Raw genomic sequence first — 25,055 nt, 5'->3', positions numbered from 1 at the left:
GAGATTGAAGCGACCGGAGGGGGAACGGGTAGCCATGGAAACCGTCACGGTCTCCGGGACAGTCGACGGGCCGCCCGCCGTCCTGGAGGACCGACTCTACGACTTCGACGCGCTGATGCAGTCGGCCGGGTTCGACGAGGTCCACGTCGACGACGACCGGATCCGGGTCGTCAACGCGGTCGGGCTCGCAACGCTGGAACTCACCGTCGAAGTGGTCGATTCGGACGCCGCGCTGGCCTACGAACAGGTCGACGGTATGTTCGATGAGATGATGACCCGGTACGAGCTAGAGCCCGACGACACCGCCGACGACGAGCGGACGGCCGTCACCATCACGACCGAGTTCGCGCTCGGCACCGCGCTGGTCGGCGACCTGCTGGACGCCACCGTCATCACCCGCCAGCGACGCTCCGAACTCGAAGGCCAGCTGGCGTACCTCGACGGAGAGGGTGGCGGGTAAGCCCTCGACAGCCGGCGATCAGTTGAGCCGCGACGGCGAGTGGGGACCTCGCCGGTCCCAGTGACCGCTACTGCTCGGGCAGCGGCGGCCCGTTGTTCGGCTGGTCCCGGTTCCGCGTGAACAGGAAGAGGGCGAACGCGATCGGCGAGAGGAACGCCGCGACGAGGCTGGCCCCGAGCAGCGTCATGGCGTTCGAGCCGCCGCCGCTGCCGCTTCCGCCGCTCCCGCTTTCGTCGCCGCTGCCGCCGCCACCGCCGTCACCGCTACCGCCGTTTCCACCGCCGCTCCCTGCGGCCTCCTCGTCGACTTCCACGTCGCCGACGACGACAGCACCCTTCATCCCGAGGCTCTGGTGGGGGGTACAGAAGTAGAGGTAGACGCCCTCCGTCTCGAACGTGTGCTCGTGGCTGTACTCGGCCGTCTCGATGGACTCGTCGCCGCTCCAGTCGGCCTCGCCGGGTGTGGATTCGACCGCGACGTTGTGCGAGCCCTGCACCCACTCCCAGGTGACGGTCGTTCCGGGGGAGATGCGGATCGCTGGCGATTCGTACACGTTGTTCCCGCCCGGACCGACCTCGACGGTCACGGCGTCCTGGTCGCTCATGTCATCGAGCCCGTCGTAGTTGGGAACGTCGCTGAGCCAGTCGGCGTACCCGCTCTCCTGTGCGGCGGCGCGACCGGACGCCGCGGCTGGCGCGGCCGCCGCGACCCCGGCGGCACCGGTCGCTTTGAGCAGTCGCCGGCGGCTGACGCCGGCGGGCGTGTCGTTCTCGGTCATCACGTGTCGACAATTGGAGGCGGGGCACTAATACCGTCTCCGAAATTCTCACGGCGTGGGAACCTGGGGACGACCCCCTGCGGATGGCCGTCAGATCCCGCCGCAGTCATTCGAACAGGTCCGTCGAGAGGTACCGCTCGCCGGAGTCCGGGAGGACCGTGACGACGGGACCGTCCGGACCGCGCTCGACGGCGCGCTCGGCCGCGGCCAGCGCCGCACCAGAGGAGATGCCGGCGACGATCCCCTCCTCCCTTGGCAGGCGGCCTACTCCGCGTACAGCGAGTAGAGGATCACGGCGAACCCGACTGCGGTGAGGCCGGACTCGACGATAAGCGCCAGCTCGCGGTCGACCATCAGTACCTGGTCGATCGCGCCCGCTAACAGCGAGCCCAACGTGACCACCCCGAATCCGATCGCAAGCGCCCGGAGCGCCGGGGAGCGGGTGCGTCGGTACGCCCGGAAGGCGTAGAAGGTGATCATGCCGCCGAGGAACAGCGTCGCAGTCTTGAGGCCGACGATGAGGAACGGGTGCGTCATGTCTCCTTGCGCACCTCCGACCACATGGCGGCGAGCTGTTCGTCCGGCGAGCGGTCGGGCCGGGTGATCCCCACGTCGAACGAGCGCTCCTCGTCCAGAGCGATCCGGACGTCGTCGAACGCGACCTCGTACCGCGTCGTGTGCTGGCCGTCCGAGCGTATCTCGGTGCGTTCGGAGAGCAGCGACGCCTCGGTGAGGAGGTCGAGCTTCCGGTAGGTGGTCGACAGCGGTACGCCGGCCGCGTCGGAGAGTTCGCTTGCAGTCATGGGCGCGTCCAGTTCCGTGATGATGGCGCGGCAGTCGGGGTCGTCCAGCGCGTCCAGAACTGCCTGGAGTTCCGGAGTGTCGTCGTCACCGAAAGGGTCCCGCACCATTAGCGGATATGCGTCATGTGAGACGTATAGTTCGTTCGGGTTCGGCTCACTTCGCCGTCGCGTCCTCCAGGAACTGCTTGACGATCTTCTCCTCGGCGCGGTGGAGACTCTCCGAGCAGGTGGATTTGGCGATGTCCAACTCCTCGGCCAGCTCGGTCAGCGAGCAGGTCCGGGGGGTGTCGTAGTACCCCTCCTCGACCGCCGTCCGCACGAGGTCGAACTGGTGGTCGGTGAGCAGCTGGTCGGAGTCGATGGTCTGCTGGACGTAGTCGACGGTGTAGGTGACGCCGAACGTGTCGAGCTGCTCGCCCAGCTCCGACAGCCGGTCCTGCGGGGCGGTCACCGTCCACTCGGCGCTCCCGTCGACGATGTCGAACGGCATTTCGAGGGGGACGCCGGAGTCCTGCACCGCGAACAGCAGCAGCGGCATCGTCGTCTCGAACTGCACCAGCGCCTCGTCCTCGTACTCCTGGAGCAGTTCGAGGTCGATCACCTCGTCGTACGCGGCCATGTCGCCGATCAGGTCCGGCAGGTCCCGCGCGGCGATCTCGGCGAGGCCGACGCCGGCCGCCTCGTCCGCCAGCGCCGCGACGATCCGGACGCGGGCGTCGGGGTACGAGCGCGACAGCTCCCCGATCCACGTCTCCTCGGGAACCGTCAGCGTGAGTTGCGCCTGGGGCATGTGCGGATGTTGGGACGACCGACGACAATAAGTATTGGCGAACATATTCGGTTTGAATGGCGGTCGACGGGGGTCCGGGACGAACATGGTCGGGGGAACGGACAGGGGTACGAACGTCGAACGTCGAACCGGGATGAGCACCGATACGGCCGACCGTTCGCTCGACGCCAGGCAGATAGAGGGCGAGCCGTTCAGCGACATCGTGGCGGAACTGGACGCGCTCGGGGACGACGAGACGTTCGTCCTCGTCAACAGCTTCGAGCCGGAGCCGCTGTACGACGTCCTCGAACAGCGCGGGTTCACCTACGAGACCGAACGGGTCGCCGACGACGAGTGGCAGGTCGAGATCGAACACGCCTGATCGGATGTCGTTCCCGCGAACACGTTCGGGGTAATCGCCTCCCGCACGGCAGGACGAGGTGCACTCGTATGACGGAACGAACGCTCGACCTCCGCGACGTGCCGCCGCCGGAGCGCCACCCGAAGATCCACGACGCCTTCGAGGACCTGGAGAGCGGCGAGGCGCTGACGCTGGTCAACGACCACGAACCGAAGCCGCTGTTCTACGAGATGAAAGCCGAAGTCGACTCGTTCGACGCCGAGGGGTACGAGGTCGAACGCCGGGACGCCAACGAGTTCGTCGCCACGCTCCCGAAGGCATGACATCCTCCCCGTCGTGAACAGAGAGGGACTACGTCCCTCAGGCAGTCGGGCTTCGCCCGACGACGGGGTTTCCTCCGTGGGAGTCTCGGCTATGCCGATTCCCCGGAGGCAACATTCCCGCCACGGTGGACGGTACTCGGGTCTGTGCGCTGTTCTTTGGGACGTTCGTGAGGGTGTGGTGTCCCCGACCAGTTGTGGTCGTCCCACTCGAACCGCACGGGCCGTGCCATCGGCCTGACTGCTTGGTCTACGTGCCGCTTTAGGAACGTTTCTGACGCCGTGAGGTCGGCGTGGCCCTCGAACCCACACGGACAGTTCAGCGTGTTCTGGTGCCGTGTCGTTCGGTCTGTCCCCCCGCACTGCGGGCACTCTTGGCTGGTCCACGCTTCCGACCGAACCTTGACCGAGATACCGTATTCTTCAGCGGTACAGGCGAGTCGTTCGGTGAATTGCTTGAACGCCCAGAAGTTGTGGGTCTTGGCGTTGGTTTCGACCGACCAGTGCGTGTCCAGCACGTCGGTCAAGCCACCGATGTACACCGTGTCCACGCCGTCCTCGTACAGTCGTTCCAGCAGGTCACGACACAGTGCCTCTTGGGCGTGGTCGCGGCGACGGGTTCGCTTCCGGTACAGTCGGCGGATGCGCTTGCTACCGTACTGGCCTTCTTCGAGTTTCGACTGTAACCGGACGATCTCTCGTGTCGTCTCGCGGAAGCGGTCGAACAGGCCCCGACCTTCGTACAGATATTGCTCGCCGGTCGTGGTAGTACAGGCGACGAGATTGTTCGCACCAATGTCCAGAGCGGCTGTTTCGGAAGCCAGTGGAGTGTCCCGTGCATCGTCAGAAACAGTCACGGGTTGCGAAGCTCGGAAGGTGCTGTCTGTCTCGTCGTACCACAGGTCCAACCGGCCCTGTGTCTCGTAGTCGGGCCAAGTCGGGTCGCCAGCGATTTCCAGCCGGAGACGCCCGGTGTGGTCGTATCGGTCTTTCAGCTCGCTCCCGACCAGTATCTCAAGTCGGGACCGGTCGCCCCATTCGACGGTGTACGACGTGTTGCGAATGACGGTCTTGAGTTGGCGTCCATTGTCTTCATTGCCACGGAAGCCCGGCGGTTCCGGATGTTCCGTAACCGAGGTGTTCGACTCGTCGTGATACTGGTCTTTCAGGCGGAAGAACCCGCGCCACGCTTCGCTGTTCCTCCGTATCACCTGTTGAGCGGTGGACGCGCCGAGAATGCCTTTGTATTTGCCTTCGAATCGGCCAGTATCGGCGTCCCACACGTCGCCCTCGAAGCCGTCTTCATCGTTGTACCGCATGAGGCGCTGATAGTTGACTTCGTTCCAGAGAGCGGCGGAAGCGTCCAACAGGTCCCGTAGCAGTTGCTCTCCGGTGTCAGAGAGCGGGCGCACGGCGAACGTGTTGGTACGCCTCATCAGCCACTCCAACATACGCTCTCTACGGACTTGAACGTCGGCCATCCCTGGTGAAAGTAAAACTCGGCCCGTTTCGTTGGAGACTCAAGACCAGCAGTAACGTGGCGGTACGCTAACTCAGTTTACGCGATTCACGTCCGCCGTGAACGGCGGGACTCTCTCGCTGTTGAAAGTAGGCGACGCTTCCGGGGTCTCACTCCGGCCGCCAGATGGCGGTGACGACGGGGTCCTCGCCGACCGTTTCGTACTCGTACCCCCTGTCACCGAGCTTCGGGTAGAGATGCTGGGGCGCGCGGTCGTTGAACTGCACCAGCACCGTCCCGTCGTCGAGTTCCGGGAGCAACTCGAGCGTCCGCTGGAGCGGCTGGGGCGGCGGGAGGTCCCGCGCGTCCAGCGTCTCCCGCGGGCGGTCTCCCGGTACGTCCGTCCCGGCCAGCCTCGTTTCGAGGTCGGGCATACGTGACCGTACGACCGCGGCGGGGCAGGGTATTGCCCCGAACATATTCGGCGCACCCGTTTCCGGTGGGTAGCGACAACGGTCGTGTATGGGATCAGTGTCTCACGACGACGTGGAGCCCGTCACCGACCGCGTCCACGACAACTCCTGGTCGGCCAACCTGGAGAAGCCGCACCACGGCGAGGACCGCGACCTCGTCGTCGCACAGGCCAAAGAGGCCGTCGAGCACACCGCGCCGGGGAACCACGTCAACCTGGTCACCCACGGCGACCACGGCCACCCCGAGACGTACCTGTACGACGACCTCCGGGCGGCGTTCGACGGGCTGGGCCTGGAGTACGTCGAGCAGTGCGGCTGCGGGGGCCACGTCACCCGCGCCACCGTGGAGGAGTAGCGCCGTGCGGCCAAGCGCCGTCGACACGGACGAGCGACCGTTCGTGCTCGTCTGGGAGGTGACCCAGGCCTGCGAACTCGCCTGCGAGCACTGCCGGGCGGACGCCCAGCCGCGCCGTCACCCCGACGAGTTGACCACCGCCGAGGGGAAGGAGCTGCTCGACGACGCCGCCGACTTCGGCGACGGCCAGCTGGTCGTCCTCTCGGGCGGCGACCCGCTTGCCCGCGACGACCTCGTCGAACTCGTGGAGTACGGGACGGAGCGGGGCCTCCGGATGACGCTGACGCCCAGCGGCACCTCGTCGCTGACGCCCGCGGTGATCGCCGACCTCGCGGACGCCGGGCTCCAGCGGATGGCGCTCTCGCTCGACGGAGCCAGCGCCGAAGCACACGACGCGTTCCGCGGCGAGACGGGGAGCTTCGAGGAGACGGTCGCGGCCGCCGAGGCCGCCCGCGAGGCGGGGCTGCCGCTCCAGATCAACACGACCGTCTGCGAGACGACCGTCGAGGAGCTGCCGGCGCTCCGCGAGCGTGTCGCCGATCTCGGCGCTGTGCTGTGGTCGGTGTTCTTCCTCGTCCCGGTCGGCCGGGGGCGCGTTCTGGATCCCATCTCACCCGACCGGGCGGAACGGGTGATGGAGTGGCTCCACGAGGTGAGCGACGAGGCCCGCTTCGGCGTGAAGACGACCGAGGCACCCCACTACCGCCGGGTGGGTCTCCAGCGCGCGGCCGACGCCGGCGAGGGACCGGGCGGCGACGGCTCCAGCGGGCCACGCGATGGCTCCGACACACCCCGCGACGGCACCGCCGCGCCCGACGCCGACGCGATCGGCCGCCGCTCCGGGATCCGGGCCGGGAACGGCTTCGCCTTCGTCAGCCACGTCGGCGAGGTGTACCCCTCCGGCTTCCTCCCCGAGTCCGCGGGCAACGTCCGCGAGGACGACCTCGTCGACGTGTACCGGAACGCGCACCTGTTCGAGTCGCTTCGCGACCCGGACGGCTTCCGCGGGAAATGCGGCGCGTGCCCGTTCCGGACCGTCTGTGGCGGCAGTCGCTCGCGGGCGTACGCCCACACCGGCGACCCGCTGGCGAGCGACCCGCTCTGCTCGTACGTGCCAGAGGAGTACGACGGACCGCTCCCGTGGGACTCGCAGACCGAACCGACCTCCGCCGACTGACCATGTCCGGCGACGCAACCATGGCCGACGAGCGCGACCCGGAGACCGTCACGGACCGCGACCCGGTGGTCGCCACCGACCCGGATCCGGCGGCCGCGGCGGACCGGGTCCGCCGCCGTGCCGAGGCGATCCGTCGTGAGGAGGTAGCCGCCGCGCTCCGGCGGCTGGAGGCGGCGGGCGAACTCACGGACGGGCAGCGCCGCGCGGTCGTCCGCATGTCCGAACGCATCACCGGGACGCTCGTCGACGCGCCGACCGAGGCCCTGCGCTCCGCCGAGGACGACGACGCCGTCGCGACGGCGCTCGACCTGTTCGGCGACGGGAGCGGCTGACGGCTGTATTTAAATCTTCGGACGGTTCCCATCGCCCTGGGGCGGTCCGGCTACGTAAAAGGGTGCAGTCCTACGTTTCGACTGTCGACCAATGACCGAACACAACGACCTCGACAGGCGTCGGTTCCTGACGGTAACGGCTGGAGCGACCGCGTCCACAGTGCTGCTGGCTGGCTGTTCCTCCGACAGCGGCAGCGGTGGCGGCACCGGTGGTGGCGGTGACGGTGATTCCGGTGGTGGCGACGGTGACTCCGGCGGCGGTGGCGGCGCGCCCTCGGCGGTCGAGGACTACCTGAGCGAGGCGAACAACTACAGCGGCGTCGTCGACGAGACGGGGTCCGGCTCCGTCGAAGTGTCCGTCGGCGCGAACGGCGCGAACGCGTACGGGCCCGCGGCGGTCCGCGTCTCGACGGGGACGACGATCACCTGGAACTGGGTGCAGGGGTCGCACAACGTCGCGGTGGAGTCCACGCCCGACGGGGCCGACTGGAGCGGCGACGAGGCCATCGAGACGCCCGAGTACAGCCACGAGCACACGTTCGAGACGCCCGGCGTCTACCTCTACTACTGCACGCCCCACGAGACGCTCGGGATGAAGGGCGCAGTCGTCGTCGAGGAGTAGTCCCGGACCCGTCGGTTCCGGGTTCCACGCGCTGTCCGTTTTTTGCTACCTGACTGCGACGGTACGAGCAGTCACGACGGCGCAGTCATCGAGAGCCGGTGACCGAACCCGTCAGTCGGCCGTCGACCCCGTCAGTCGGCCGTCGACCCCGCCACGTCGCCCGTGACCTCCGCGTCCGTGAGGTAACACTGCGGGTCCGGCCCGAAGGGGTGGTCGTGGGCGGCGAGCGAGCGCAGGCGCGACGCGCCGCGGCAGACGTCACGGTACTGGCAGCCCGCACACTTCCCGGTGAGGTGGTCCTCGCGCTCGCGGAGCGCCCGGAGCAGCGGGTTCGACTCGTCCTCCCACATCGCGCCGAAGGAGCGGTCCCGGACGTTGCCCAGCGAGTACCCCTGCCAGAACTGCGTGAGGTGGACGTTGCCCTGGTAGTCCACGTCGGCGACGCGCTCGCCCGCGGGGTCGCCGCCGTTGCGCCGCAGGTACTCCCGGACGCGCTCGGCGTGGGCGTCGCCGAGGCGGTCCCGGGCGTACTCCACGAGGTACGCGGCGTCGCAGTAGTTGCCGACCAGCAGCGTCTCGATCTCCTCGCCGCGCTCGTGGTACTCGCGGGTCATGTCGCAGACGCGCTCGACCGCCCGGCGCTTCTCCTCGGGGGCGAGGTCCGCGTCGCGGATGGCCGCGCCCCGGCCGCCGTAGTCGAGGTGGTAGAAGCAGAAGCGGTCGACGCCCACGTCGTAGAGGAAGTCGACCACGTCCTCCAGGTCCGGGGCGGTCCGCTCGGTGATCGTGTAGCGCAGGCCGGTTTTCAGCCCCGCGTCGAGGCAGGCCTCGATCCCGCGGACGGCGGCGTCGAACGCGCCCTCCTGCCCGCGGAACGCGTCGTTGCGCTCGGCGAGGCCGTCGACGGAGACGCCGGCGTACTGCAGGCCCGCGTCACGGAGGTCCGCCGCCCGCTCTTCGGTGATCAGCGTCCCGTTCGTCGACAGGACCGGCCGGATGCCGTTGTCCGCGGCGTAAGCCACGAGTTCGGTCAGGTCGTCGCGGACGAGCGGCTCGCCGCCCGAGAAGAGGACGACCGGGACGCCGTAGTCGGCCAGATCGTCCAGCAGGCGTTTGCCTTCGGCGGTCGACAGTTCGCCGGGGGCGGCCTCCTCGGTCGCCGCGGCGTAGCAGTGCTCGCAGTAGAGGTTGCACTGCTTGGTCGTGTTCCAGACGACGACCGGCCGCCGCTGTTTCCGCCGGCGGATCTGGTCGGCGTCGGACTCGTCGGCCGCGTCGTAGCGCAGGCCGTCGCCCTCGGCGTCCATGTCACAGAGGAGTTTGCTGACCGAGATCATAGCTCGTGGGTGCGGCCCTCCCCCTCGTCCGGGTGCGGCGCGGGCGTCGCCTCGTCGTCCAGGTCGTGTGTCGAGAACCGGTGCGTCTCGTCGGCGGGGCAGATCCACACGTCCGTCGCGAACCACGCGAACAGCCGCGTCGCCTGCTCATGGGCGACTTCGGGCGACGGCGCGCTGACGCTCCCGACGTGTCGCATCGGGTCGTCCTCGTCCTCGCGGACGAACACCTCCCACTCGCGCCCGTCGCCGCCGCGGGGATGGTCGCCGACCTCGTTCCGTCGTGCCTTCTCGACCATACCTGTACGTTCGGCCGAACGCACAAAACCGGGGCCGGGCGTTCCCAGTCGCTGGGAACGCGAGTGACGCGGGCGATCGAAATGCGAACGATGTGGTCACCGCAATTTATGGTGATCAGGTTCGTTCGATCCAGTTGAGGTGATACAGTGAACACGGAGGACGGCGACCCCGGAAACGCCGAGGAGTCCCCGGACGATGCCGAGGAGTACGGTACCGCGGAAGTCAACGACCGCGGCCGCCTGACGATCCCGAAGCCCCTGCGGGACGACCTCCGGATCGAGGGCGGCACGGAGTTCCGGGTCGTCCGCGAGGGCGGTGACATCCGGCTCGTGCGGCAGTTGCCGGAACTGGAGACGCTGACCCGGGACGGGGAGTGGGGCGACGAGACGTTCCGCGACGCCGGGGCGGCGACGTTCGGCGAGCGATGACGGGCCGCCGCGTGCTGCCGGACGTGAACGCGCTGGCGATCCAGCTCGTCGAGGACCACCCCGGCCATCCGTACGTCGCGGAGGAACTGGTGCCGGCGCTGCAGGGCGACGGGACCCTCGTCGTCTTCGGCTATCTGCCGCTCCGGGTCCAGTGGGTGCTTGAGGACCTGGGTTTCGACGCCGTCGAGGCCCGAAACGCCGTCTCCTCGCTGCTCCGGTACCCGATGGAGTTCGTCGATGTCGATGGACGGACGACGCTCGACGCCTTCGAGATCAGCGCCGAGAAGAACCACGACGTCTACGACTGCTTCTACCTGGCGCTGGCGAGAACCGCGGACGTCGACGCGCTCGTCACGACCGACCGCGACTTCGAGCGCCTCTGTGCGGACGAGCCGTTCGACTACGTCAATCCGGTCCCCGAGTCCGTCCTCGCCGAGTTCCACGACGCCGGGTGACGGATCGACGACCGACCCCCACGCAGTCGCAATACTTTCCGACATCTCGGTTCGGGGAAGCTGTAAGGGGGTCGGAAGCGAACGTCCCGTCGATGACGGACGACTCAGACCGCGGCTTCGAGACGCGTAGCCTCCACGACGGCCAGGAACCGGACCCGGCAACCGGCTCTCGTGCGCCGGCGATCCACCAGACCACGTCCTACGTCTTCGACGACGCCGCCGATGCTGCGGCCCAGTTCGGGCTCGACAAGGCGGGCTACATCTACAGCCGGATCGGCAACCCGACCGTCGAGACGCTGGAGCAGCGCCTCGCCAGCCTGGAGGGCGGCACCGGCGCAGTCGCGACCTCCAGCGGGATGGCCGCGTTCAACCTCGCCACGACGATGCTCGCCTCGGTCGGCGACAACGTCGTCTCGGCGTCGTCGCTGTACGGCGGCACGTACACCTACCTCGAACACACCGCCGCCCGCCGGGGGATCGAGGCCCGGTTCGTCGACACGCTCGACTACGACGCCTACGAGGAAGCGATCGACGAGGACACCGCGTTCGTCCACTGCGAGACGATCGGCAACCCGGCCCTGGTGACGCCCGACTTCGACCGCCTCGCGGAGATCGCTCACGACGCGGGCGTCCCGCTGTTCGTCGACAACACCTTCGCGACGCCCCACCTCTGCAAGCCGATCGAGCACGGCGCGGACCTGGTCTGGGAGTCGACGACGAAGTGGCTCCACGGCTCCGGCACGACCATCGGCGGCGTGCTGGTCGACGGCGGCTCCTTCCCCTGGGAGGAGCACGACTACGAGGAGATAGCGGGGCCGAACCCGGCGTACCACGGCGTCGACTTCCGCGAGCGCTTCGGCGACGCCGCGTTCGCAATGGCCGCCCGCGCCCGCGGCCTGCGCGACCTGGGCAACCAGCAGTCGCCGTTCGACGCCTGGCAGACGCTTCAGGGCGTCGAGACGCTCCCGCTCCGGATGGAGCGCCACTGCGAGAACGCCATGGCCGTCGCCGAGTACCTCGAGGAACACGACGCCGTCGACTGGGTGAACTACCCCGGGCTTGAGTCCCACGAAACCCACGAAGAGGCCACGGAGTACCTCGACGGCGGCTACGGCGGGATGATCACCTTCGGCCTCGCGGGCGAGGGCGACGCCGCCTACGAGGCCGCCCGCGGCATGTGCGAGGAGACCGAACTGGCGAGCCTGCTGGCGAACGTCGGCGACGCCAAGACGCTGATCATCCACCCCGCCAGCACGACCCACCAGCAACTGACCGAGGAGGAACAGGCCGCCAGCGGCGTCGTCCCCGAGATGGTCCGCCTCTCGGTCGGCATCGAGGACCCGGTCGACGTGATCGCCGACCTCGACGCCGCGATCGAGTCGGTGCAGTAAGCGAGAGCGCGGTATCGGTCCGACGATCCTCCAGCTGCGGCGGACTGGCACTCCGGCGAACAGCGGAAACGGTGGCGTGTGGGGGAACAGCGGAAACGGTGGCGTGTGGGGAGACAGCGGAAACGGTGGCGTGTGGGGAGACAGCGGAAGCGGCGGTGTCGAGTGTCCGAAACGCGGGGGAAGTGGCCGTCAGCGGTCAGCGATGGATCGCTTGATCCCGTCAGCGGTCGGCCATGAACCGCTCGATCCGGTCGAACCCCGTCTCGATGCGGTCCATGCTGTTGGCGAAGCTGAGCCGTAGCTGGCCGGCACCTGCGTCGCCGAAGCCGTCGCCGGGCGCGAGCACGACGCCGTAGTCGGCCAGCAGTTCCTCGGCGATCTCGAGGCTCGACCCCTCGACAGCGGGGTCGAGGAACGCGTAGAACGCTCCCTCCGGGCGCGGGCAAGTGAGTCCGTCGATGTCGGCCACGCGGTCGACGACGTAGTCGCGGCGTTCGCGAAACCGCTCGCACATCTCCTCGACCGGCTCCCGCGGGCCGGTCAGCGCAGCTATCGCGGCGCGCTGGGCGACGCTGCCGGCGCAGGCGGTCGTGCTCTCGTGGATCTTCGCCACCTCGTCGGCGATAGCCGGCGGCGCGACGAGCCAGCCCACGCGCCACCCCGTCATCGCGTAGGTCTTCGAGCAGGAGTTCACCGTAAGGACGTGTTCGGGGTGGTCGGCGAGCGCCGCGATTCCAGTCACGTCGCGGTCGTAGGCGAGGCCGCCGTACACCTCGTCGGCGATCACGTACGCGTCGTGGTCGGCCGCGGCGGCGACCACGTCGCGCATTTCGTCCTCGTCGTACACCCGACCCGTCGGGTTCGACGGCGAGCAGAGCACGACGGCGGCGGTGTCGTCGGTCATCGCCGCCCGGACGCGGTCGGCGTCGAGCGGGTAGCCCTCGTCGGCGGGCATCGCCACCTCGACCGGTTCGGCGTCGGCGAGGTACGCCTGCGACGCGTAGTTCGGCCACCCGGGCGTCGGGTAGAGCAGTTCCTCGCCGGGGGCGGCCACCGAGAGGACGGCGAGGTGGAGCGCCTCCATCCCACCGTTGGTGACGACGACCCCGTCCGGCTCGGTCTGGATGTCGAAGTCCGCGGCCATTCGGTCGGCGATCGCCCGACGCAGTTCCGGCAGCCCCGCGTTGGCCGTGTAGTGCGTATCCCCCGAGCGCGCCGCCTCGGCGGCAGCGTCGACGACGTGTTCGGGCGTGTCGAAGTCAGGTTCGCCGACTTCGAGCCGCACGAGGTCGCGGTCGGCCGACTCGGCCATGTCGTACATCACGCGGATCGACGAGCGGTCGACGCGCTGCACCCGCTCGGTTAAACCGGTCATACGCTCCGGTGGGCGCGGTGAACGAATAACGTTCGGGTCGGTGATGCATCCGCCGGTTTCGCCGGGGAGGCCGAACCGTACACCGGGGGTCGAGGGGGGTCGGCTGAAGAGTTATCAGACGCAGGCGACAAGTCACACACATGGACCTGCTGGGGAACCTGGCGCTGGTGTTCGTCGCCGGTCTCGTCACCGCGCTCGCGACCGGGCTGGGGGCGGTCCCGTTCTTCCTCGTCGACGACGTGGGCGACCGCTGGAACGTGATCCTCTGGGGGCTTGCTTCGGGGATCATGGTGTCGGCGTCGCTGTTCGGACTGCTCATGGAGGGGCTCGCCGAGGGGACCATCGGGGACGTGGTCCCGGGGTTGGTCGCCGGCGTCGTCCTCGTCGTCGTCAGCCACCGCGTCATCAGCGGGGTGGAGCTACACCCCCGGAAGTACGAGGAAGCCGACTACAGGAAGCTCGTCCTGATCCTCGGCGTCCTCACCGTCCACAGCTTCCCGGAGGGCGTCGCCGTCGGCGTCTCCTTCGCGGACCTCAACATCGGGCAGGGGCCGGCGGTGCTGGGCTTTACGATCCCGCTACTCGCGGTGTTTATGACCGTCGCTATCTCGATCCACAACGTGCCGGAGGGCGTCGCCATCTCGATCCCGCTCCGGGCCATGGGCGTCAGCAAGTGGAAGATGGTCTGGTGGGCCGTGTTCTCCAGCCTCCCGCAACCGGTCGGCGCGGTGCTGGCCTTCTACTTCGTCCGGACCGCACGGGAGTTCCTGCCCGCCGGCTTCGGCTTCGCCGCCGGCGCGATGATCTACCTCGTCGCCGCCGAGTTCGTCCCCGAGGCGCTGGAGACCGGCGCGGACCTGCCCGGCGGCGGCCGCCGGGAACTGGTCGGCGGGATCGCGGCCGGCGTCGTCCTGATGACCCCGCTGGCGTTCGTGTGAGCGCCACGGCCGTGGGGCGGCGCAGGACGGCAAGTCTCAGACCGTATCCTCGGGGTCGTGGTGTTCCTGCATGCGGTCGACCTCGCTTGCGTACCGCTCGGCCGTTTCCTCGTCGTCGACGTGCTGGAGGTCGGCGGTAGACACCTCCCGGGTCACGTCGGCACCGGCACCGGTGTGGCCGCTCGCCGAGATCTGCCGCTGGTAGTACCGCTCCCCGTCCGGCGTGGCGTACACCAGCGACACGAGGCCGAGCTCGTCCCGGACGAACGTCCGCTCGACCAGCCAGACGCGCGTCGTCTCGTCGCTCATGCCCGGCCATTCGGTCAGGGGTCAATTAGTTCTGGCTCTCGGTCGGTCGATGGACCGGGACTGGCACAGGGCAGGCCCACCGGAGACGCTCCCGAGGTACATGGGACGCCACCAGAAAACGGTGTCAGCGGGGAACGCCGTCATCCGACGACGGTCCCCGAGCACACCCGGGAACCACGGCACGGACGTTCTGGTTCCGATCGAGTCGGGAGGGGAGCAGATCGGGTCACTACGAGACCCTTCGATGACTGCGATGACTTTCTTCCGTTGGCTTACTCGACGATGACGGCACCACGCATCCCGAGAGCGCTGTGAGGTTCACACGCGTACAGGTATGTTGCCGGTTCTTCGAACGCGTGCTCGAAGTTCACGCCCGCTTCCGTAGCGAGACCGTCCATACCGATCTCCCTGTCCCGGAATACGACGTTGTGGGGCGATCCGGGGCTCATCCACTCCCACCGGACCGTGGTCCCGGCCGATACCTTCAACACCGGCGGGGAGAACGTGAAGTCGTCTTCGGGCCCCTCGCTACCGACAGCGATCGTCGTCCGTCGGGTCCCGGTTCGGTCGGTGACAGTGCCATCGAAGTTATCCGCGTTGACGACCCATTCGTCAATGGCGTCGTTCCCGGTCGCCGGTGGCTCCGCGACGACGACTACGCCTTTCATGCCATCGTCCCGGTCGGGCTCCGAGACGAACCGATACGTACCTGTTTCCTCGAATACGTGCTGGTACATAGTCCCGGGCTGTGCGTTGGTTCGACCGCTGTCGAACGTCCCGTCCAAGGCGACGACGTTGTGCTGTCCGCCCTGCCCGGTCCAATCCCAGACGACGCTTGTCATCGGCGGCACCTCGATCGCGGGCGGTGAGAACGCGAACCCGTCGTCCGTTTCCATGCCGACGTGGATGAGTGGCCGGGTCCGCGGGCCGAATCGTTTCACTTCGCCACGGTATCCGTTTGCGTCTTCGAGCCACTCCTCAAGTGATTCGGAGGAGGGCTCGGGAGTTGGATCGCTGCCGGACGGGGGGTTACCGCTCTGGCCGATATCACCCAGCGAGAGGCGGCTGGTTACCGCACCGATACCGAGCAGCGAGGAGCTTTGCAGGATCTGTCTGCGGGTTGGGGACCGTTTCATCGCGTCCGGAGTATCGGAGGGAGAAGTAATAATTTCCGAGAACGCTTTCCAGATTCTGGAAAGCAAAGCCGATGGTTTATACAGTTACCCTGTAAATTCTGAACAGACTCGTATCCGTCCCTGACTACGGATGAATAGCACCGAGACGCGCTCATCTCAGTTGGCAAACGATGTTGGATCATCCCCGACCGAGTACCGACTTCGACCCGCCGGATACGCACCGCCCTCCCTCACGGATACTGTCCTCGCTGGACGGCCGGCCACCATGACCGGCGGCACATCCGCGGAAGACAGCCTTCAGTCCGTCCTTGAGTCGCTCGCAGACCCGGACTGCCGCCGAATCCTCTCCGAACTCGACCAGCCACGAAGCTTTCAGGAGGTAGCCAAACGGTGTGACCTCCCGGAGACCAGCACCTACCGGAAACTCGAATCGCTGTCGGCGGCCGATCTCATCGCTGAAGGGACGAAGGTTCGTAGCGACGGCCATCACATCAAAACATACGAACGCGACGTTTCGGGCGTACTGGTACTGATAGACGACGACAGCGGCGTCGAGTTCGAGTTCGTCTCCGAGGTGTCGAGCCCGGACCGGCAACTTGCAAGGCTCTGGTCGCAGGTCAGCGAGGAGCTATGAACACGGATATTCCCCCTATCGTCATCGCGTTCAAGGTAGTGACGTTAGTTATTGGTGGGCTGATCACGTACATTGCTGCGATCGCGGCCCGAACGTCCCCGTGGAGCGGGCTTTCGCATCTCGCGGTCGGCTTCGGTATCGTAACGCTCGGGTCGCTTCTCGGCGGCATTGCGGACCGGTTCCTGTTTCTCGATACGGCCAGCGCCCTCGTCGTCGAACACGGGCTAACGGTGGTCGGCTTCGCCGTTATCGGATACTCGTTGTATCTGACGAGCAAAACTTCGGGTCGTACTCCGTAGACACTGTCGGCTTCTGGGTTCCGGAGGGCTGCTCACAGACCTCCGTTCAGAGGTCGTCGACGCCGAACTCGTGTACCTCGGGCCGGCCGTCGGTCAACACGTTGATCGACTCCATGGACCCGTCGACCAGGTCCGGGAGCCGGTCGACGAACCGTCGGTAGTGGTCCGTCTCCGTGTGCGCTCGCCACGCCGCCTCGTCCTCGTACTGCTCGAAGAACCGTATCGTGCTGTCGTCATCGAGGTCGGTCATCGCCCGGTAGCGGACGGTTCCGGGTTCGTCGCGCGACCGCTCCGCGAGGTCCGCGACGAGGTCCTTCGCGTCGTCGATGCGTTCGGGGTCGAACGGGATAGTGGTGTGAACGTAGATCATGGTTGAGCGGTCGGCGGGGTCAGGACCCCATCTCGACTGCGTCCGCATTGCGTGCGAGCCACTTCGCGTCGCGAACCTGAGCGTTGAACTTCCGGAGGTGCTTCGACACGTCGCCCCTGTGGTTCGGGCCGCGGTCACCGGTCGCCTCCACGATGTCGCCGTAGCTCAGTCCCCGCTCGCGGAGCGCGACGATCTCCGCCCGGCGCTCGGGGACGCCGTGGTCGCGGAGTTCCATCGCCCGCTCGTCGGGGTACTGCTCGCGGACGAGCACCGTGTGGGCGTCGGCGTCGACATCGTGGACGTGGATCACGGCGTAGCCGTCGTGGAACCAGCGGTTGACGTGGACGCCGTCGGCCGGGTCGTGGCGCTCGTGGCTCCCGCCGTAGTCCGCGACGGGAGGCACTTCGAACCGGAGCCTGCCGGCGGGCGTGTCCACGTCGAGACCGTCGGAGGCGGCGCGTGCGTCGGCCCCGCTCACGTCGACGTCGAACTCCCCGCGGTCGGCGAGGTCGGCCAGCAGGGACTCGTCCGGCCCGTCCTCGTCCCACAGCGTCGGGTCGTCGTCATCGGTCATCCGAGTTGGCGTTATCGGGCCAACAGTATATGTGTTGGGGTAGAAGAGCCAACACCACTCCGAGATGCGTTTTTACCAAGGATGCGTTCCCACCCAGGAGGCGTTGCCATCCGAGATGCAGTTCCATCGGAAATACGGTCTCATCCGGGACGCATTCAGATAGAGGGACGAACGTTCGGCCGGGCACTGGTAACCAGGAGGGAGTCAGTCGTTCCCGGTGACCAGTCGGTCGTTCCCCGGCAGCCCGTCCGTCACTCCTCGGCGAGCGCCTGCAGGACGACGTCCGTCTCGCGCATGAGCTGATGTTCGAGGTAGCTGCCCTCGCTTTTCCCGCCGCCGGTGTGGCGCGATTCGGTGACGCCGAGGAACGACTGCTCCTTGAGCAGCCGGTACACCCGGTCCTGACCGAGGGGGTCGCTCCCCTCGTTCGAGGCCGTCGAGCGGTACTCCTCGTATATTTCGCCGGTCGCGAACGCGTCCGCCTGCCGTTCCTGGGTCAGCCGGGCGAGCGCCCGCAGCAGGTATTTGACGTGGGGCGTCGACCCGGAGACGAGTTCCTGAAAGCGCTGGACCTCGGCTTTCTGCTGGCCGCGCTCGACGTGGGCCTCTGTCACGCGGTCGTCGTTCTCGCGCTCGGCGAGTTCCCCCGCCTTCTGGAGGATGTTTATCGCCTTCCGCGCGTCGCCGTGCTCCCGGGCGGCCAGCGCCGCGACCTTCGGGATCACGCCGTCCTCCAGAACGCCGTCCTTGAACGCGTCCCGGCGGTTCTCGAGGATGTTCCGGAGCTGTCCGGCGTCGTACGGCTGGAAGATGATGTCCTCGTCCTGCAGGCTGGAGTCGATCCGCTCGCTGAGGCGGTCGCGGAACTCGATCTTGTTGCTGATCGAGATGACGCCGAGGTAACAGTCCGTCTTCCCGGTCTCCTCGGCACGGGAGAGCTGCATCAGCACGTCGTCGTCCCGCAGGATGTCGATCTCGTCGAGCAGGACGATACAGACGTCCCGCGATTCGAGCAGGTCCCAGAGGTAGCGGTAGTACTCGTTCGCGCCGATCCCCTGCTGTGGGATGTCAGGGGCATCGTCCGTGTTTGCCGCGAGGTTCGTCGTGATCTCGCGAGCGACCCGCGTCTCGGTGTCCGCGTCGGAGCAGTCGACGTAGACGTGGGAGAACGTCACACCGTTCTCCGCGGCGGTCCGGCTCGCTCGCTGCGTGACGTGCCGGGCGACGAGACTCTTTCCGGTCCCCGTCTTGCCGTAGATCACCACGTTCGAGGGCGGTCCGCCGTCGGTCGCCGGACCGAGGGCCTGGCCGACGCTCTGGAGTTCGTCGTCCCGGCCGACGATACGGTCCCTGTCGGGGACGTGACCGACGCGGAGGAGTTCGCGGCGGCGGAAGATGTCGCCGGTCGCGAACAGGTCGGCGTCGGCGTGCGCGGAGCGGCCGTCGTCGGTCATATCCGGGACATCACCGACGACCGGGATAAAGCTATGGGACCTCGGACCGAGTGAAAACCCGAAATTAACCCGGTATCGGCGTTGGTAGGACAGAGCAGGCTCGGGATGGTGGGAGACACACACCCCAGAGACCGAGTGAAAACGGGATCGGCGGGGTGGGGGGAGGGGTCGGTCGAGCGGTGTGGATGATCGGTCGTATATAAAGCCGTCCTCGTTGTCAGTGTTCTATATCTATATCTTGGCTAGATCTATCTTCTAGAGCACTCTAGCGTAGTTTCTACTCTATCTTATGTATGTATGTATTGCTTGTACACCTAGATATATAATAACTCGAAGAGATAGTTCCTAGTTGTAAATGTGTAATAATTGTTAGATTGGGCTGTTTTCAGACTAGAGCGATCAGTAAGTGTAGTTGATAACTAATAGAAAAGTCCTGTGTAGGTGGTGTAGAACGACGTTTTTCTGGAGGCCAATTCCATAGCCTTCGACCACTCACAACCACGTACCACCCCTCCCCCACGGGGGCTCCTGTTTCCGTTTTCACTCGGTCTCTGGGGTGTGCGTGTTACCCGTTTATCCCCTGTTTTCACTCGGTTTCCGGGGTGTGTATCCAGTTCGTTTCCGTCCTTCTATCGCCCAATCACCCGTTAGAACCGATATTGCGGCTGTTTTTCACTCGGTCTCCGGGGTGTCCTCCACCGACTTCACTCGGTCCGAGGTGTCCGCCGTCCGGGACCCTGACTGATCCTGGCTTTCACTCGTTCCGTGGGGTGTGCGTGCTCGACTTTTCGCCCGTGATCGCCCCTGCTACCTGCTTCGGGATCAACCTACTTCGGGATCAACCTGCTCCGTGGTCAGGCCTGCTTTTCGGCCCGTCAACCCCCGGACGAACACGTTCGCGGACGTTCCCAGGCGTTGAAAACCTGCGCGCCGTTTGAACGGAGGGCAGCGGTTAGGCCACCGTGTATGCTACCCGAACGATCCGCCACGCGAGGTGGTTCGCGGTGAGCCTCTCGCGGCGTGACTTCCTCGCGGCCGCCGGCGCGGGTGCGGTGGGAACTCTCGTCGGGTCCGCGTGGAACGCGACCGAAGCCGTCGACCCCGTCACGTCCGTCGACAACCCCCTCAAGTCCTACCCGAACCGGGACTGGGAGGAGGTGTACCACGACATCTACGCCTACGACGAGGTCGACTGGACGGTGTGTCACCCCAACTGCACGCAGTCGTGTGCGCTGAACTTCTACATGAAAAACGGGGTGCCGATCCGCTCCGAGCAGATCTACCACGAGGAGGAGGGCAGCCCCGGCCCGGGCAGCCCCGGCGGGTACCAGCAGGCGAACGTCAGCCGCCACTGGAACCCACGAGGCTGTATGAAGGGGCTGACGCTCCACCGGCGGACGTTCGAGCCGAGCCGGATCAAGTACCCCATGGTCCGCAAGGGCTGGGATCCGGACGACCCCAGCCCCGAGGGGCGCGGCGAGGACGAGTTCGAGCGCGTCTCCTGGGACGAGGCCATCGACCTCATCGCCGAGAAGATGGCGAGCCTGGAGGACGAGAAGAACTTCCACATCTTCAACGCGATCAAGGCGGACGGGCTGATCACCCGCCACGGCGCGGGCCGTCGGCTGGCCTCCATCTTCGGCGGCTGCGAGTGGACGGAGTACGACTGGTACGCCGACCTCCCGCCGGGCCACGTGATGACGACCGGCTACCAGACCAGCGACTCCGACGCGTCCGCCTGGCGGGCCGCCGACTACACGATCATGCAGGGGAAGAACCTCATCCACAACAAGCTCGCGGACAACCACTGGCTCCAGGAGAGCCGCGAGCGGGGCGGCGAGATGGTCGGCGTCTACCCCGACTACTCGCCGACCGTCCAGAAATGCGACCGCTGGCTCCCGATCCGGCCCGGGAGTGACCCCGCGTTCGCGCTGGGGGTCGCCCACGTCATCATCGACGAGGAGCTGTACGACCCTGAGTTCATGCGGAAGTTCACGAGCCTTCCGCTGCTGGTCCGCAAGGACAACGGGAAGTACCTGCGCGCCCACGAGGTGTTCCCCGACCACGAGCCGCCGGAGGGCGGTACGGAGGGTCAGGAGGGGATCGCCCACCACGGCGGCGGCGACGACTGGGGCGACTTCGTCGCGCTGGACCGGGACGGGACCCTCGTCCCGGTCACCCGCGAGGAGGTCGGCGACGAGACGCCGGCGACACCCCAACTCGAAGTCGACACCGAGGTCGACCTGGCCGACGGCGAGTCCGTCGCCGTCCACACGGACTTCACCCGGCAGAAGGCGAACATCATGGAGAACTACGCCCCGGAGACGGTCGAGGAGATCACGACGATCCCCGCCGACAAGCTCCGGCAGACCGCCCGCGAGTTCGCCGACGCCGAGAAGGGCCAGTGGTTCACCGGCGAGGGGATCAACCACTGGTTCCACTCCAACGACGCGCTCCAGCGGACGATCTTCTTCGTCCAGTCGATGCTCGGCAACGTCGGCGAGCGCGGCGCGGGCTACTACAACTACTCCGGGCAGTACAAGATCGAACTGCTCGACGGCTATCCGGCGTACGTCAACCCCGACGGCAACGCCGCCCACGGGATGTACCCCGGGTACGCCTTCGCCTTCTTCGGCGGCGAGTCGCTGGACCCCCACGACGTGCGCGGCGACTTCGACGGCGACCTCGACCTCGTGCCGCAGGGCGACGCCGACGAGCCGGTGATCCCGGAGGGCGCTGACTCGTACACGATGTCCCGGCCCGAGGTGCTGTGGACGATGAACTGCAACCTCCTGAACCAGACGAAACACCAGGAGCACGTCATCGAGAACTTCGTCAAGCACCCGGACACGGGCAACGAGCTGTTCATCGTCTCGGACCTGCATATGACCTACTCCGCCAGACACGCCGACATCGTGCTCCCGGCACCCTCCTGGCTGGAGTGTGAGTACCCCGACATCACCGTCGGGCCGGAGAACCCGTTCCTCCAGATGGACAGCGGCGTGATGGACCCCATCTACGACACGATGCAGGACGGGGAGGTGTGCGCCCGCGTCGCCGAGAAGTTGGACGAGAAGATCCCGCCCGAGGAGCGCAACGTCGACTCCTACCGCGAGTACTTCGCCGAGTTCCTCGACGAGGACGGCGACGTGCGCAACTACATTCAGGAGGCCCTCGACGCCGGGATGACGACCCGCGACATCGACGTCGAGGACCTGGAGGACGGCCCCGAGCGCCTGCAGCTCAAGACGTACCCGCGCGTCCCGTTCTACTCGCAGATCCACGAGGACCGGCCGTTCTACACGAAGACCGGTCGGATGGAGTTCCACAAGGAGAACGACCGACTCCTCGAACTCGACCGGGCCGACCTCGACCACATCGAGAGCCCGGAGGGGACGCCGTACGGCGTGAACCAGAAGTGGGACGAGGCGAAGGAGGAGGAGAACCCGCTGTACCACGACGAGGAGTACCAGTTCTACTACAACACGCCCCACCCCAAGTACCGGACCCACTCCTCGTGGGGGATGACCGACTGGAACCTCATCTGGTCGTCGCGGGACTTCGGGTCGACCAACGCCGACCCCGAGGGCACCGAGCGGCTCGTCGAGGACTTCTCGTTCCCGCAGGGCGAGGGCGAGACGGAGGACGCGCCGCCGCTGGGCGAGGCGTTCGTCGAACTCCATCCCGAGGACGCCGCCGACATCGACGTGGAGAACGGCGACTACGTCCGCATCACCGGCAAGCGCGGCGACCTGGTCGTCCGCGCCATGGTGAGCGAGCGCCAGCGCCCCCGGTCGGCGGGCGACATGGGCCAGCTCACCATCTGGCACGGCTGGTGGCCCCAACACTTCCCCGACGACGAGGAGAACGACGACTCGATCAAGGGGTACAACGTCACGACGAACATCTGGCTCGACCCCGCACAGGAGACCGACGACCTCGTCCACAAGGCGGTGTTCGGCGACCCGAACATCTCCGAGGAGGTCGAGGAATCGATCGCCTGGCACGGGGCCGAACTGGAGGCCGGCTACGAGGAGACGGTGTGGGCCCCGACCGGGACGAACCGCGACGACCTCGTGACGGTCGAGAAGTACGAGGAGGCCGACTGGTGGCCCGGCGACGCGCGCCGCGACGACCTCGTCCGGAACTACATCGACGGCAGCCTGCAGGGAGGCGATAGCTGATGCCACAGACACACAACCCGCAGCTCGGCCGCGAGCACAGCTACCCCTACGAGCACCGCCAGGAGGAACGGGACTGGCACTGGGGGATGATCATCAACACGAACCGGTGTATCAACTGCAACACCTGCTCCTTCGCCTGCAAGTCCACCTGGACCAGCGGCGAGGGCGAGGAGTACATGTGGTGGATGAACGTCGAGACGGAGCCGTACGGCGGCTACCCGATGGGCTGGGACATGCGCCTGCTCGACGACCTCGGCCCCGACCAGACCATCTTCGAGGCCGCCGACGAGGGCGAGCAGGTCCGGGGTTACGTCGCCGAGAAGGAGGAGTGGGAGTACCCCGCGCTCGGCGACGACCAGGCCCACGGCGAGTACCCGACCGGCGAGGTCGTCGAGAGCGACCTGGAGAACGACGAGTACCACGACATGTGGCAGTTCTACCTGCCGCGGCTCTGCAACCACTGCAAGAACCCGGCCTGCCTCGCGGCCTGCCCGCGGAAGGCGATCTACAAGCGCCAGGAGGACGGCATCGTCCTGCTGGACCAGGAGCGCTGTCGCGGCTACCGCAAGTGCGTGAAGGCGTGTCCGTACCACAAGCCGATGTACAACCCCGAGACGGGCGTCTCGGAGAAGCCGGTCGGCTGCTTCCCGCGCATCGAGGAGGGGAACGTCCCCCGCTGTGTCTCCTCCTGCATCGGGAAGACGCGCCTGCACGGCAACATCAACCGCGGTCCCGACGCCGGCCACCCCAACGGCAAGCAGTCGGCGGCGGCCGGGCGGAGCCCGACGAACTACCTCGCCAAGAGCGACGAGAAGGTCGCGCTCCCGCTGTACCCGCAGTTCGGCACGCGGCCGCAGGTGTTCTACATGCCGCCGTACCACGTGCCGCCGGAGTTCCTGACGCAGATGTTCACGCCCAACACCGAGCAGAAGCACAACGACTGGCCGGGCAGCACGTACGAGGAGTCGGTGAAGATCGTCCAGGAGCGGGCCCGGAACCCGAGCCACCACGTGCTCGGCATCCTCCAGCTGTTCGGCGCGACCACCCGGCTCATCGAGACGTACAACGTCAAGGAACACCGCGTGAAGGGCTGGGACCGCAAGGGCAAGCTCGTGGTCGACATCCCGTTCCAGGAGGAGATGGAGGTCCGCGAGGGCGAGATGTGGACCAACCAGCCGTAACCGACCCCACATCCAACCAATGAGCCGAAACACCGACCCCGAGTACCACGCCGCCCGGGCGACGCTGTACTGCGCCGCCGCGGCGGCGTTCACGTACCCCGACGAGCGCACCGTCAGCGAACTGACCGACCCGGAGGCGCGAGCCGGGATCGAACAGGCCGCCGAACGGCTCACCGTCGCCGACGAGGCCGAGCGCCTGCTCGACGCCGTCGAGTCCACGCCGCGCGAAGACATCGAGTCGGCGTACAACGACCTGTTCGGCGTGCCCGACGACGAGGGGACGTACGCCGTGGTGCCGTACGAGGCCCACTACACCACCCGCGACGAACTCAGCATCGAGCAGCGCCGGATCGCGACCGTCGTCGGCCTGCTGGAGGAGTTCGGCGTCGAGCCGAGCGAGGACTTCGCCGAGCGCCAGGACCACGTCGCGGCCGAACTCGAACTCGCGCAGGTCCTCGCCGGCCAGCGCGCCGTCGCGCTGGAGCAGGGCGACCGCGCGGCCGCCGAGCGCGTCGAGCACGCCGAGGCGACCGTGCTGGACGACCACCTCGTCGAGTTTGTCCCGGCGCTCTGCTACGACGTGCGGCAGACGGCGGACCACCCGCTGTACCTCGCGGCCGCCGACCTCGTCGAGGAGCTGGTCACCTACGACAACGGGAAACACCCCGAACCGACCGCGGGGACGGCCGCGAACGCCGACGGGGGTGAAGCGCCGTGATCCCGCGACTCCGGTTGCTGTCGCGGCCGTCGCTGGACCGTCCGGCGGCCAGGCAGGCGACGAAGC

General features: G+C 67.2%; 31 protein-coding genes. 17 read left to right on the top strand and 14 right to left on the bottom strand.

Annotated features, from left to right (window positions below; all coding sequences use genetic code 11):
* The first annotated feature begins 34 nt into the window (after positions 1–34).
* Positions 35–460 (top strand): SRPBCC family protein, encoded by a 426-nt coding sequence (locus D8896_RS17770; RefSeq protein WP_121823446.1) that lies wholly within the window; start codon positions 35–37, stop codon positions 458–460.
* A gap of 67 nt (positions 461–527) precedes the next feature.
* Here D8896_RS17770 and D8896_RS17765 read toward each other — a convergent pair whose 3' ends face one another.
* A complete protein-coding gene (locus D8896_RS17765; RefSeq protein WP_121823445.1) occupies positions 528–1,238 on the bottom strand; it encodes a halocyanin domain-containing protein in 711 nt (236 codons plus the stop codon).
* A gap of 55 nt (positions 1,239–1,293) precedes the next feature.
* Between D8896_RS17765 and D8896_RS20200 the strand changes: the two genes are divergently transcribed.
* Positions 1,294–1,524, top strand: a complete 231-nt coding sequence (locus D8896_RS20200) for a hypothetical protein (protein WP_162991642.1) — start codon at positions 1,294–1,296, stop codon at positions 1,522–1,524.
* Here D8896_RS20200 and D8896_RS17760 read toward each other — a convergent pair.
* The 3 genes from D8896_RS17760 to D8896_RS17750 are packed head-to-tail and all read right to left on the bottom strand — an operon-like array spanning position 1,503 to position 2,831.
* Complete coding sequence (locus D8896_RS17760; protein ID WP_121823444.1) at positions 1,503–1,775, bottom strand: DUF7521 family protein; 273 nt, start codon at positions 1,773–1,775, stop codon at positions 1,503–1,505. The genes D8896_RS20200 and D8896_RS17760 overlap by 22 nt on opposite strands.
* Positions 1,772–2,149, bottom strand: coding sequence for a winged helix-turn-helix domain-containing protein (locus D8896_RS17755; protein ID WP_121823443.1), 378 nt, complete (start codon positions 2,147–2,149; stop codon positions 1,772–1,774). Before D8896_RS17755 ends, D8896_RS17760 begins: the two co-directional genes overlap by 4 nt.
* Before the next feature lie 46 nt (positions 2,150–2,195).
* Positions 2,196–2,831, bottom strand: a complete 636-nt coding sequence (locus D8896_RS17750; RefSeq protein WP_121823442.1) for a helix-turn-helix domain-containing protein — start codon at positions 2,829–2,831, stop codon at positions 2,196–2,198.
* A 133-nt stretch (positions 2,832–2,964) separates the two neighbouring features.
* Here D8896_RS17750 and D8896_RS17745 point away from each other — a divergent pair, with 133 nt between their 5' ends.
* Positions 2,965–3,192 carry a DUF2249 domain-containing protein gene (locus D8896_RS17745; protein WP_121823459.1) on the top strand — a complete coding sequence of 76 codons (228 nt, stop codon included), beginning with the start codon at positions 2,965–2,967 and terminating at the stop codon, positions 3,190–3,192.
* A gap of 68 nt (positions 3,193–3,260) precedes the next feature.
* Complete coding sequence (locus D8896_RS17740) at positions 3,261–3,494, top strand: DUF2249 domain-containing protein (RefSeq protein WP_121823441.1); 234 nt, start codon at positions 3,261–3,263, stop codon at positions 3,492–3,494.
* Positions 3,495–3,583: 89 nt separating this feature from the next.
* Here the strand turns inward: D8896_RS17740 and D8896_RS17735 are convergent, their stop codons facing one another.
* Together D8896_RS17735 and D8896_RS17730 are read right to left on the bottom strand one after the other, a co-directional pair.
* Positions 3,584–4,927 carry an RNA-guided endonuclease InsQ/TnpB family protein gene (locus D8896_RS17735; protein WP_121823458.1) on the bottom strand — a complete coding sequence of 448 codons (1,344 nt, stop codon included), beginning with the start codon at positions 4,925–4,927 and terminating at the stop codon, positions 3,584–3,586.
* A 193-nt stretch (positions 4,928–5,120) separates the two neighbouring features.
* Positions 5,121–5,384, bottom strand: coding sequence for a DUF2249 domain-containing protein (locus tag D8896_RS17730; RefSeq protein WP_121823440.1), 264 nt, complete (start codon positions 5,382–5,384; stop codon positions 5,121–5,123).
* An 88-nt stretch (positions 5,385–5,472) separates the two neighbouring features.
* Between D8896_RS17730 and D8896_RS17725 the strand changes: the two genes are divergently transcribed.
* From D8896_RS17725 to D8896_RS17710, 4 genes are all read left to right on the top strand, one after another.
* Positions 5,473–5,778 carry a CGCGG family putative rSAM-modified RiPP protein gene (locus D8896_RS17725; protein WP_121823439.1) on the top strand — a complete coding sequence of 102 codons (306 nt, stop codon included), beginning with the start codon at positions 5,473–5,475 and terminating at the stop codon, positions 5,776–5,778.
* Positions 5,779–5,782: 4 nt separating this feature from the next.
* Positions 5,783–6,955 carry a TIGR04053 family radical SAM/SPASM domain-containing protein gene (locus D8896_RS17720; RefSeq protein ID WP_121823438.1) on the top strand — a complete coding sequence of 391 codons (1,173 nt, stop codon included), beginning with the start codon at positions 5,783–5,785 and terminating at the stop codon, positions 6,953–6,955.
* Positions 6,956–6,957: 2 nt separating this feature from the next.
* Entirely contained in the window at positions 6,958–7,287 is a 330-nt protein-coding gene (locus D8896_RS17715) for a hypothetical protein (RefSeq protein WP_162991641.1), read from the top strand.
* 91 nt (positions 7,288–7,378) lie between these two features.
* A complete protein-coding gene (locus tag D8896_RS17710) occupies positions 7,379–7,909 on the top strand; it encodes a halocyanin domain-containing protein (protein WP_121823436.1) in 531 nt (176 codons plus the stop codon).
* A gap of 131 nt (positions 7,910–8,040) precedes the next feature.
* Here D8896_RS17710 and D8896_RS17705 read toward each other — a convergent pair whose 3' ends face one another.
* Both D8896_RS17705 and D8896_RS17700 read right to left on the bottom strand, forming a co-directional pair.
* Positions 8,041–9,246, bottom strand: coding sequence for a TIGR04347 family pseudo-SAM/SPASM protein (locus D8896_RS17705; protein ID WP_121823435.1), 1,206 nt, complete (start codon positions 9,244–9,246; stop codon positions 8,041–8,043).
* Positions 9,243–9,542, bottom strand: a complete 300-nt coding sequence (locus D8896_RS17700; RefSeq protein WP_121823434.1) for an Htur_1727 family rSAM-partnered candidate RiPP — start codon at positions 9,540–9,542, stop codon at positions 9,243–9,245. Before D8896_RS17700 ends, D8896_RS17705 begins: the two co-directional genes overlap by 4 nt.
* Positions 9,543–9,689: 147 nt before the next feature.
* Between D8896_RS17700 and D8896_RS17695 the strand changes: the two genes are divergently transcribed.
* From D8896_RS17695 to D8896_RS17685, 3 genes are all read left to right on the top strand, one after another.
* The gene (locus D8896_RS17695; protein ID WP_121823433.1) at positions 9,690–9,971 is read left to right on the top strand and encodes an AbrB/MazE/SpoVT family DNA-binding domain-containing protein; all 282 of its coding nucleotides are present in this window, start codon (positions 9,690–9,692) and stop codon (positions 9,969–9,971) included.
* Positions 9,968–10,426: a type II toxin-antitoxin system VapC family toxin gene (locus tag D8896_RS17690; RefSeq protein WP_121823432.1), complete on the top strand. Its 459-nt coding sequence runs from the start codon at positions 9,968–9,970 to the stop codon at positions 10,424–10,426. The genes D8896_RS17695 and D8896_RS17690 overlap by 4 nt, the downstream gene beginning before the upstream one ends.
* Positions 10,427–10,518: 92 nt before the next feature.
* Positions 10,519–11,817 carry an O-acetylhomoserine aminocarboxypropyltransferase/cysteine synthase family protein gene (locus D8896_RS17685; RefSeq protein ID WP_121823431.1) on the top strand — a complete coding sequence of 433 codons (1,299 nt, stop codon included), beginning with the start codon at positions 10,519–10,521 and terminating at the stop codon, positions 11,815–11,817.
* Between the two features lie 220 nt (positions 11,818–12,037).
* Here D8896_RS17685 and D8896_RS17680 read toward each other — a convergent pair whose 3' ends face one another.
* The gene (locus tag D8896_RS17680) at positions 12,038–13,192 is read right to left on the bottom strand and encodes a pyridoxal phosphate-dependent aminotransferase (RefSeq protein ID WP_121823430.1); all 1,155 of its coding nucleotides are present in this window, start codon (positions 13,190–13,192) and stop codon (positions 12,038–12,040) included.
* Between the two features lie 140 nt (positions 13,193–13,332).
* Between D8896_RS17680 and D8896_RS17675 the strand changes: the two genes are divergently transcribed.
* Positions 13,333–14,130, top strand: a complete 798-nt coding sequence (locus tag D8896_RS17675) for a ZIP family metal transporter (RefSeq protein ID WP_121823429.1) — start codon at positions 13,333–13,335, stop codon at positions 14,128–14,130.
* A 36-nt stretch (positions 14,131–14,166) separates the two neighbouring features.
* Here the strand turns inward: D8896_RS17675 and D8896_RS17670 are convergent, their stop codons facing one another.
* Both D8896_RS17670 and D8896_RS17665 read right to left on the bottom strand, forming a co-directional pair.
* Entirely contained in the window at positions 14,167–14,439 is a 273-nt protein-coding gene (locus D8896_RS17670) for a hypothetical protein (protein WP_121823428.1), read from the bottom strand.
* Between the two features lie 272 nt (positions 14,440–14,711).
* Positions 14,712–15,641 (bottom strand): halocyanin domain-containing protein, encoded by a 930-nt coding sequence (locus D8896_RS17665; RefSeq protein WP_240452084.1) that lies wholly within the window; start codon positions 15,639–15,641, stop codon positions 14,712–14,714.
* 199 nt (positions 15,642–15,840) lie between these two features.
* Here D8896_RS17665 and D8896_RS17660 point away from each other — a divergent pair, with 199 nt between their 5' ends.
* Positions 15,841–16,209, top strand: coding sequence for a winged helix-turn-helix domain-containing protein (locus D8896_RS17660; RefSeq protein WP_121823426.1), 369 nt, complete (start codon positions 15,841–15,843; stop codon positions 16,207–16,209).
* The gene (locus D8896_RS17655) at positions 16,206–16,508 is read left to right on the top strand and encodes a DUF7521 family protein (RefSeq protein ID WP_121823425.1); all 303 of its coding nucleotides are present in this window, start codon (positions 16,206–16,208) and stop codon (positions 16,506–16,508) included. Before D8896_RS17660 ends, D8896_RS17655 begins: the two co-directional genes overlap by 4 nt.
* 46 nt (positions 16,509–16,554) lie before the next feature.
* Here D8896_RS17655 and D8896_RS17650 read toward each other — a convergent pair whose 3' ends face one another.
* From D8896_RS17650 to D8896_RS17640, 3 genes are all read right to left on the bottom strand, one after another.
* On the bottom strand, positions 16,555–16,878 hold the full coding sequence (locus D8896_RS17650; protein WP_121823424.1) for a putative quinol monooxygenase: 324 nt from the start codon (positions 16,876–16,878) through the stop codon (positions 16,555–16,557).
* Positions 16,879–16,897: 19 nt separating this feature from the next.
* Positions 16,898–17,452, bottom strand: coding sequence for a hypothetical protein (locus tag D8896_RS17645; RefSeq protein WP_121823423.1), 555 nt, complete (start codon positions 17,450–17,452; stop codon positions 16,898–16,900).
* A gap of 251 nt (positions 17,453–17,703) precedes the next feature.
* A complete protein-coding gene (locus D8896_RS17640; RefSeq protein ID WP_121823422.1) occupies positions 17,704–18,906 on the bottom strand; it encodes an orc1/cdc6 family replication initiation protein in 1,203 nt (400 codons plus the stop codon).
* A 1,004-nt stretch (positions 18,907–19,910) separates the two neighbouring features.
* On the opposite strand from D8896_RS17640, the gene D8896_RS17635 reads away from it, so the two are divergent.
* From D8896_RS17635 to D8896_RS17625, 3 genes are read left to right on the top strand one after another with little or no spacing between them, the layout of a single operon-like run.
* Complete coding sequence (locus D8896_RS17635; protein ID WP_121823457.1) at positions 19,911–23,090, top strand: molybdopterin-containing oxidoreductase family protein; 3,180 nt, start codon at positions 19,911–19,913, stop codon at positions 23,088–23,090.
* Positions 23,090–24,271 carry a 4Fe-4S dicluster domain-containing protein gene (locus tag D8896_RS17630; RefSeq protein ID WP_121823421.1) on the top strand — a complete coding sequence of 394 codons (1,182 nt, stop codon included), beginning with the start codon at positions 23,090–23,092 and terminating at the stop codon, positions 24,269–24,271. Before D8896_RS17635 ends, D8896_RS17630 begins: the two co-directional genes overlap by 1 nt.
* Before the next feature lie 19 nt (positions 24,272–24,290).
* Positions 24,291–24,989, top strand: a complete 699-nt coding sequence (locus tag D8896_RS17625) for a TorD/DmsD family molecular chaperone (protein WP_121823420.1) — start codon at positions 24,291–24,293, stop codon at positions 24,987–24,989.
* Positions 24,990–25,055: the final 66 nt, after the last annotated feature.

This window comes from Halostella salina, assembly GCF_003675855.1.
In the GTDB taxonomy this organism is placed as follows: Archaea; Halobacteriota; Halobacteria; order Halobacteriales; family Natronoarchaeaceae; genus Halostella; species Halostella salina.
The sequence above is the reverse complement of the archived record's forward strand: the minus strand, read 5'-3'. Positions and strand labels throughout refer to the sequence as shown.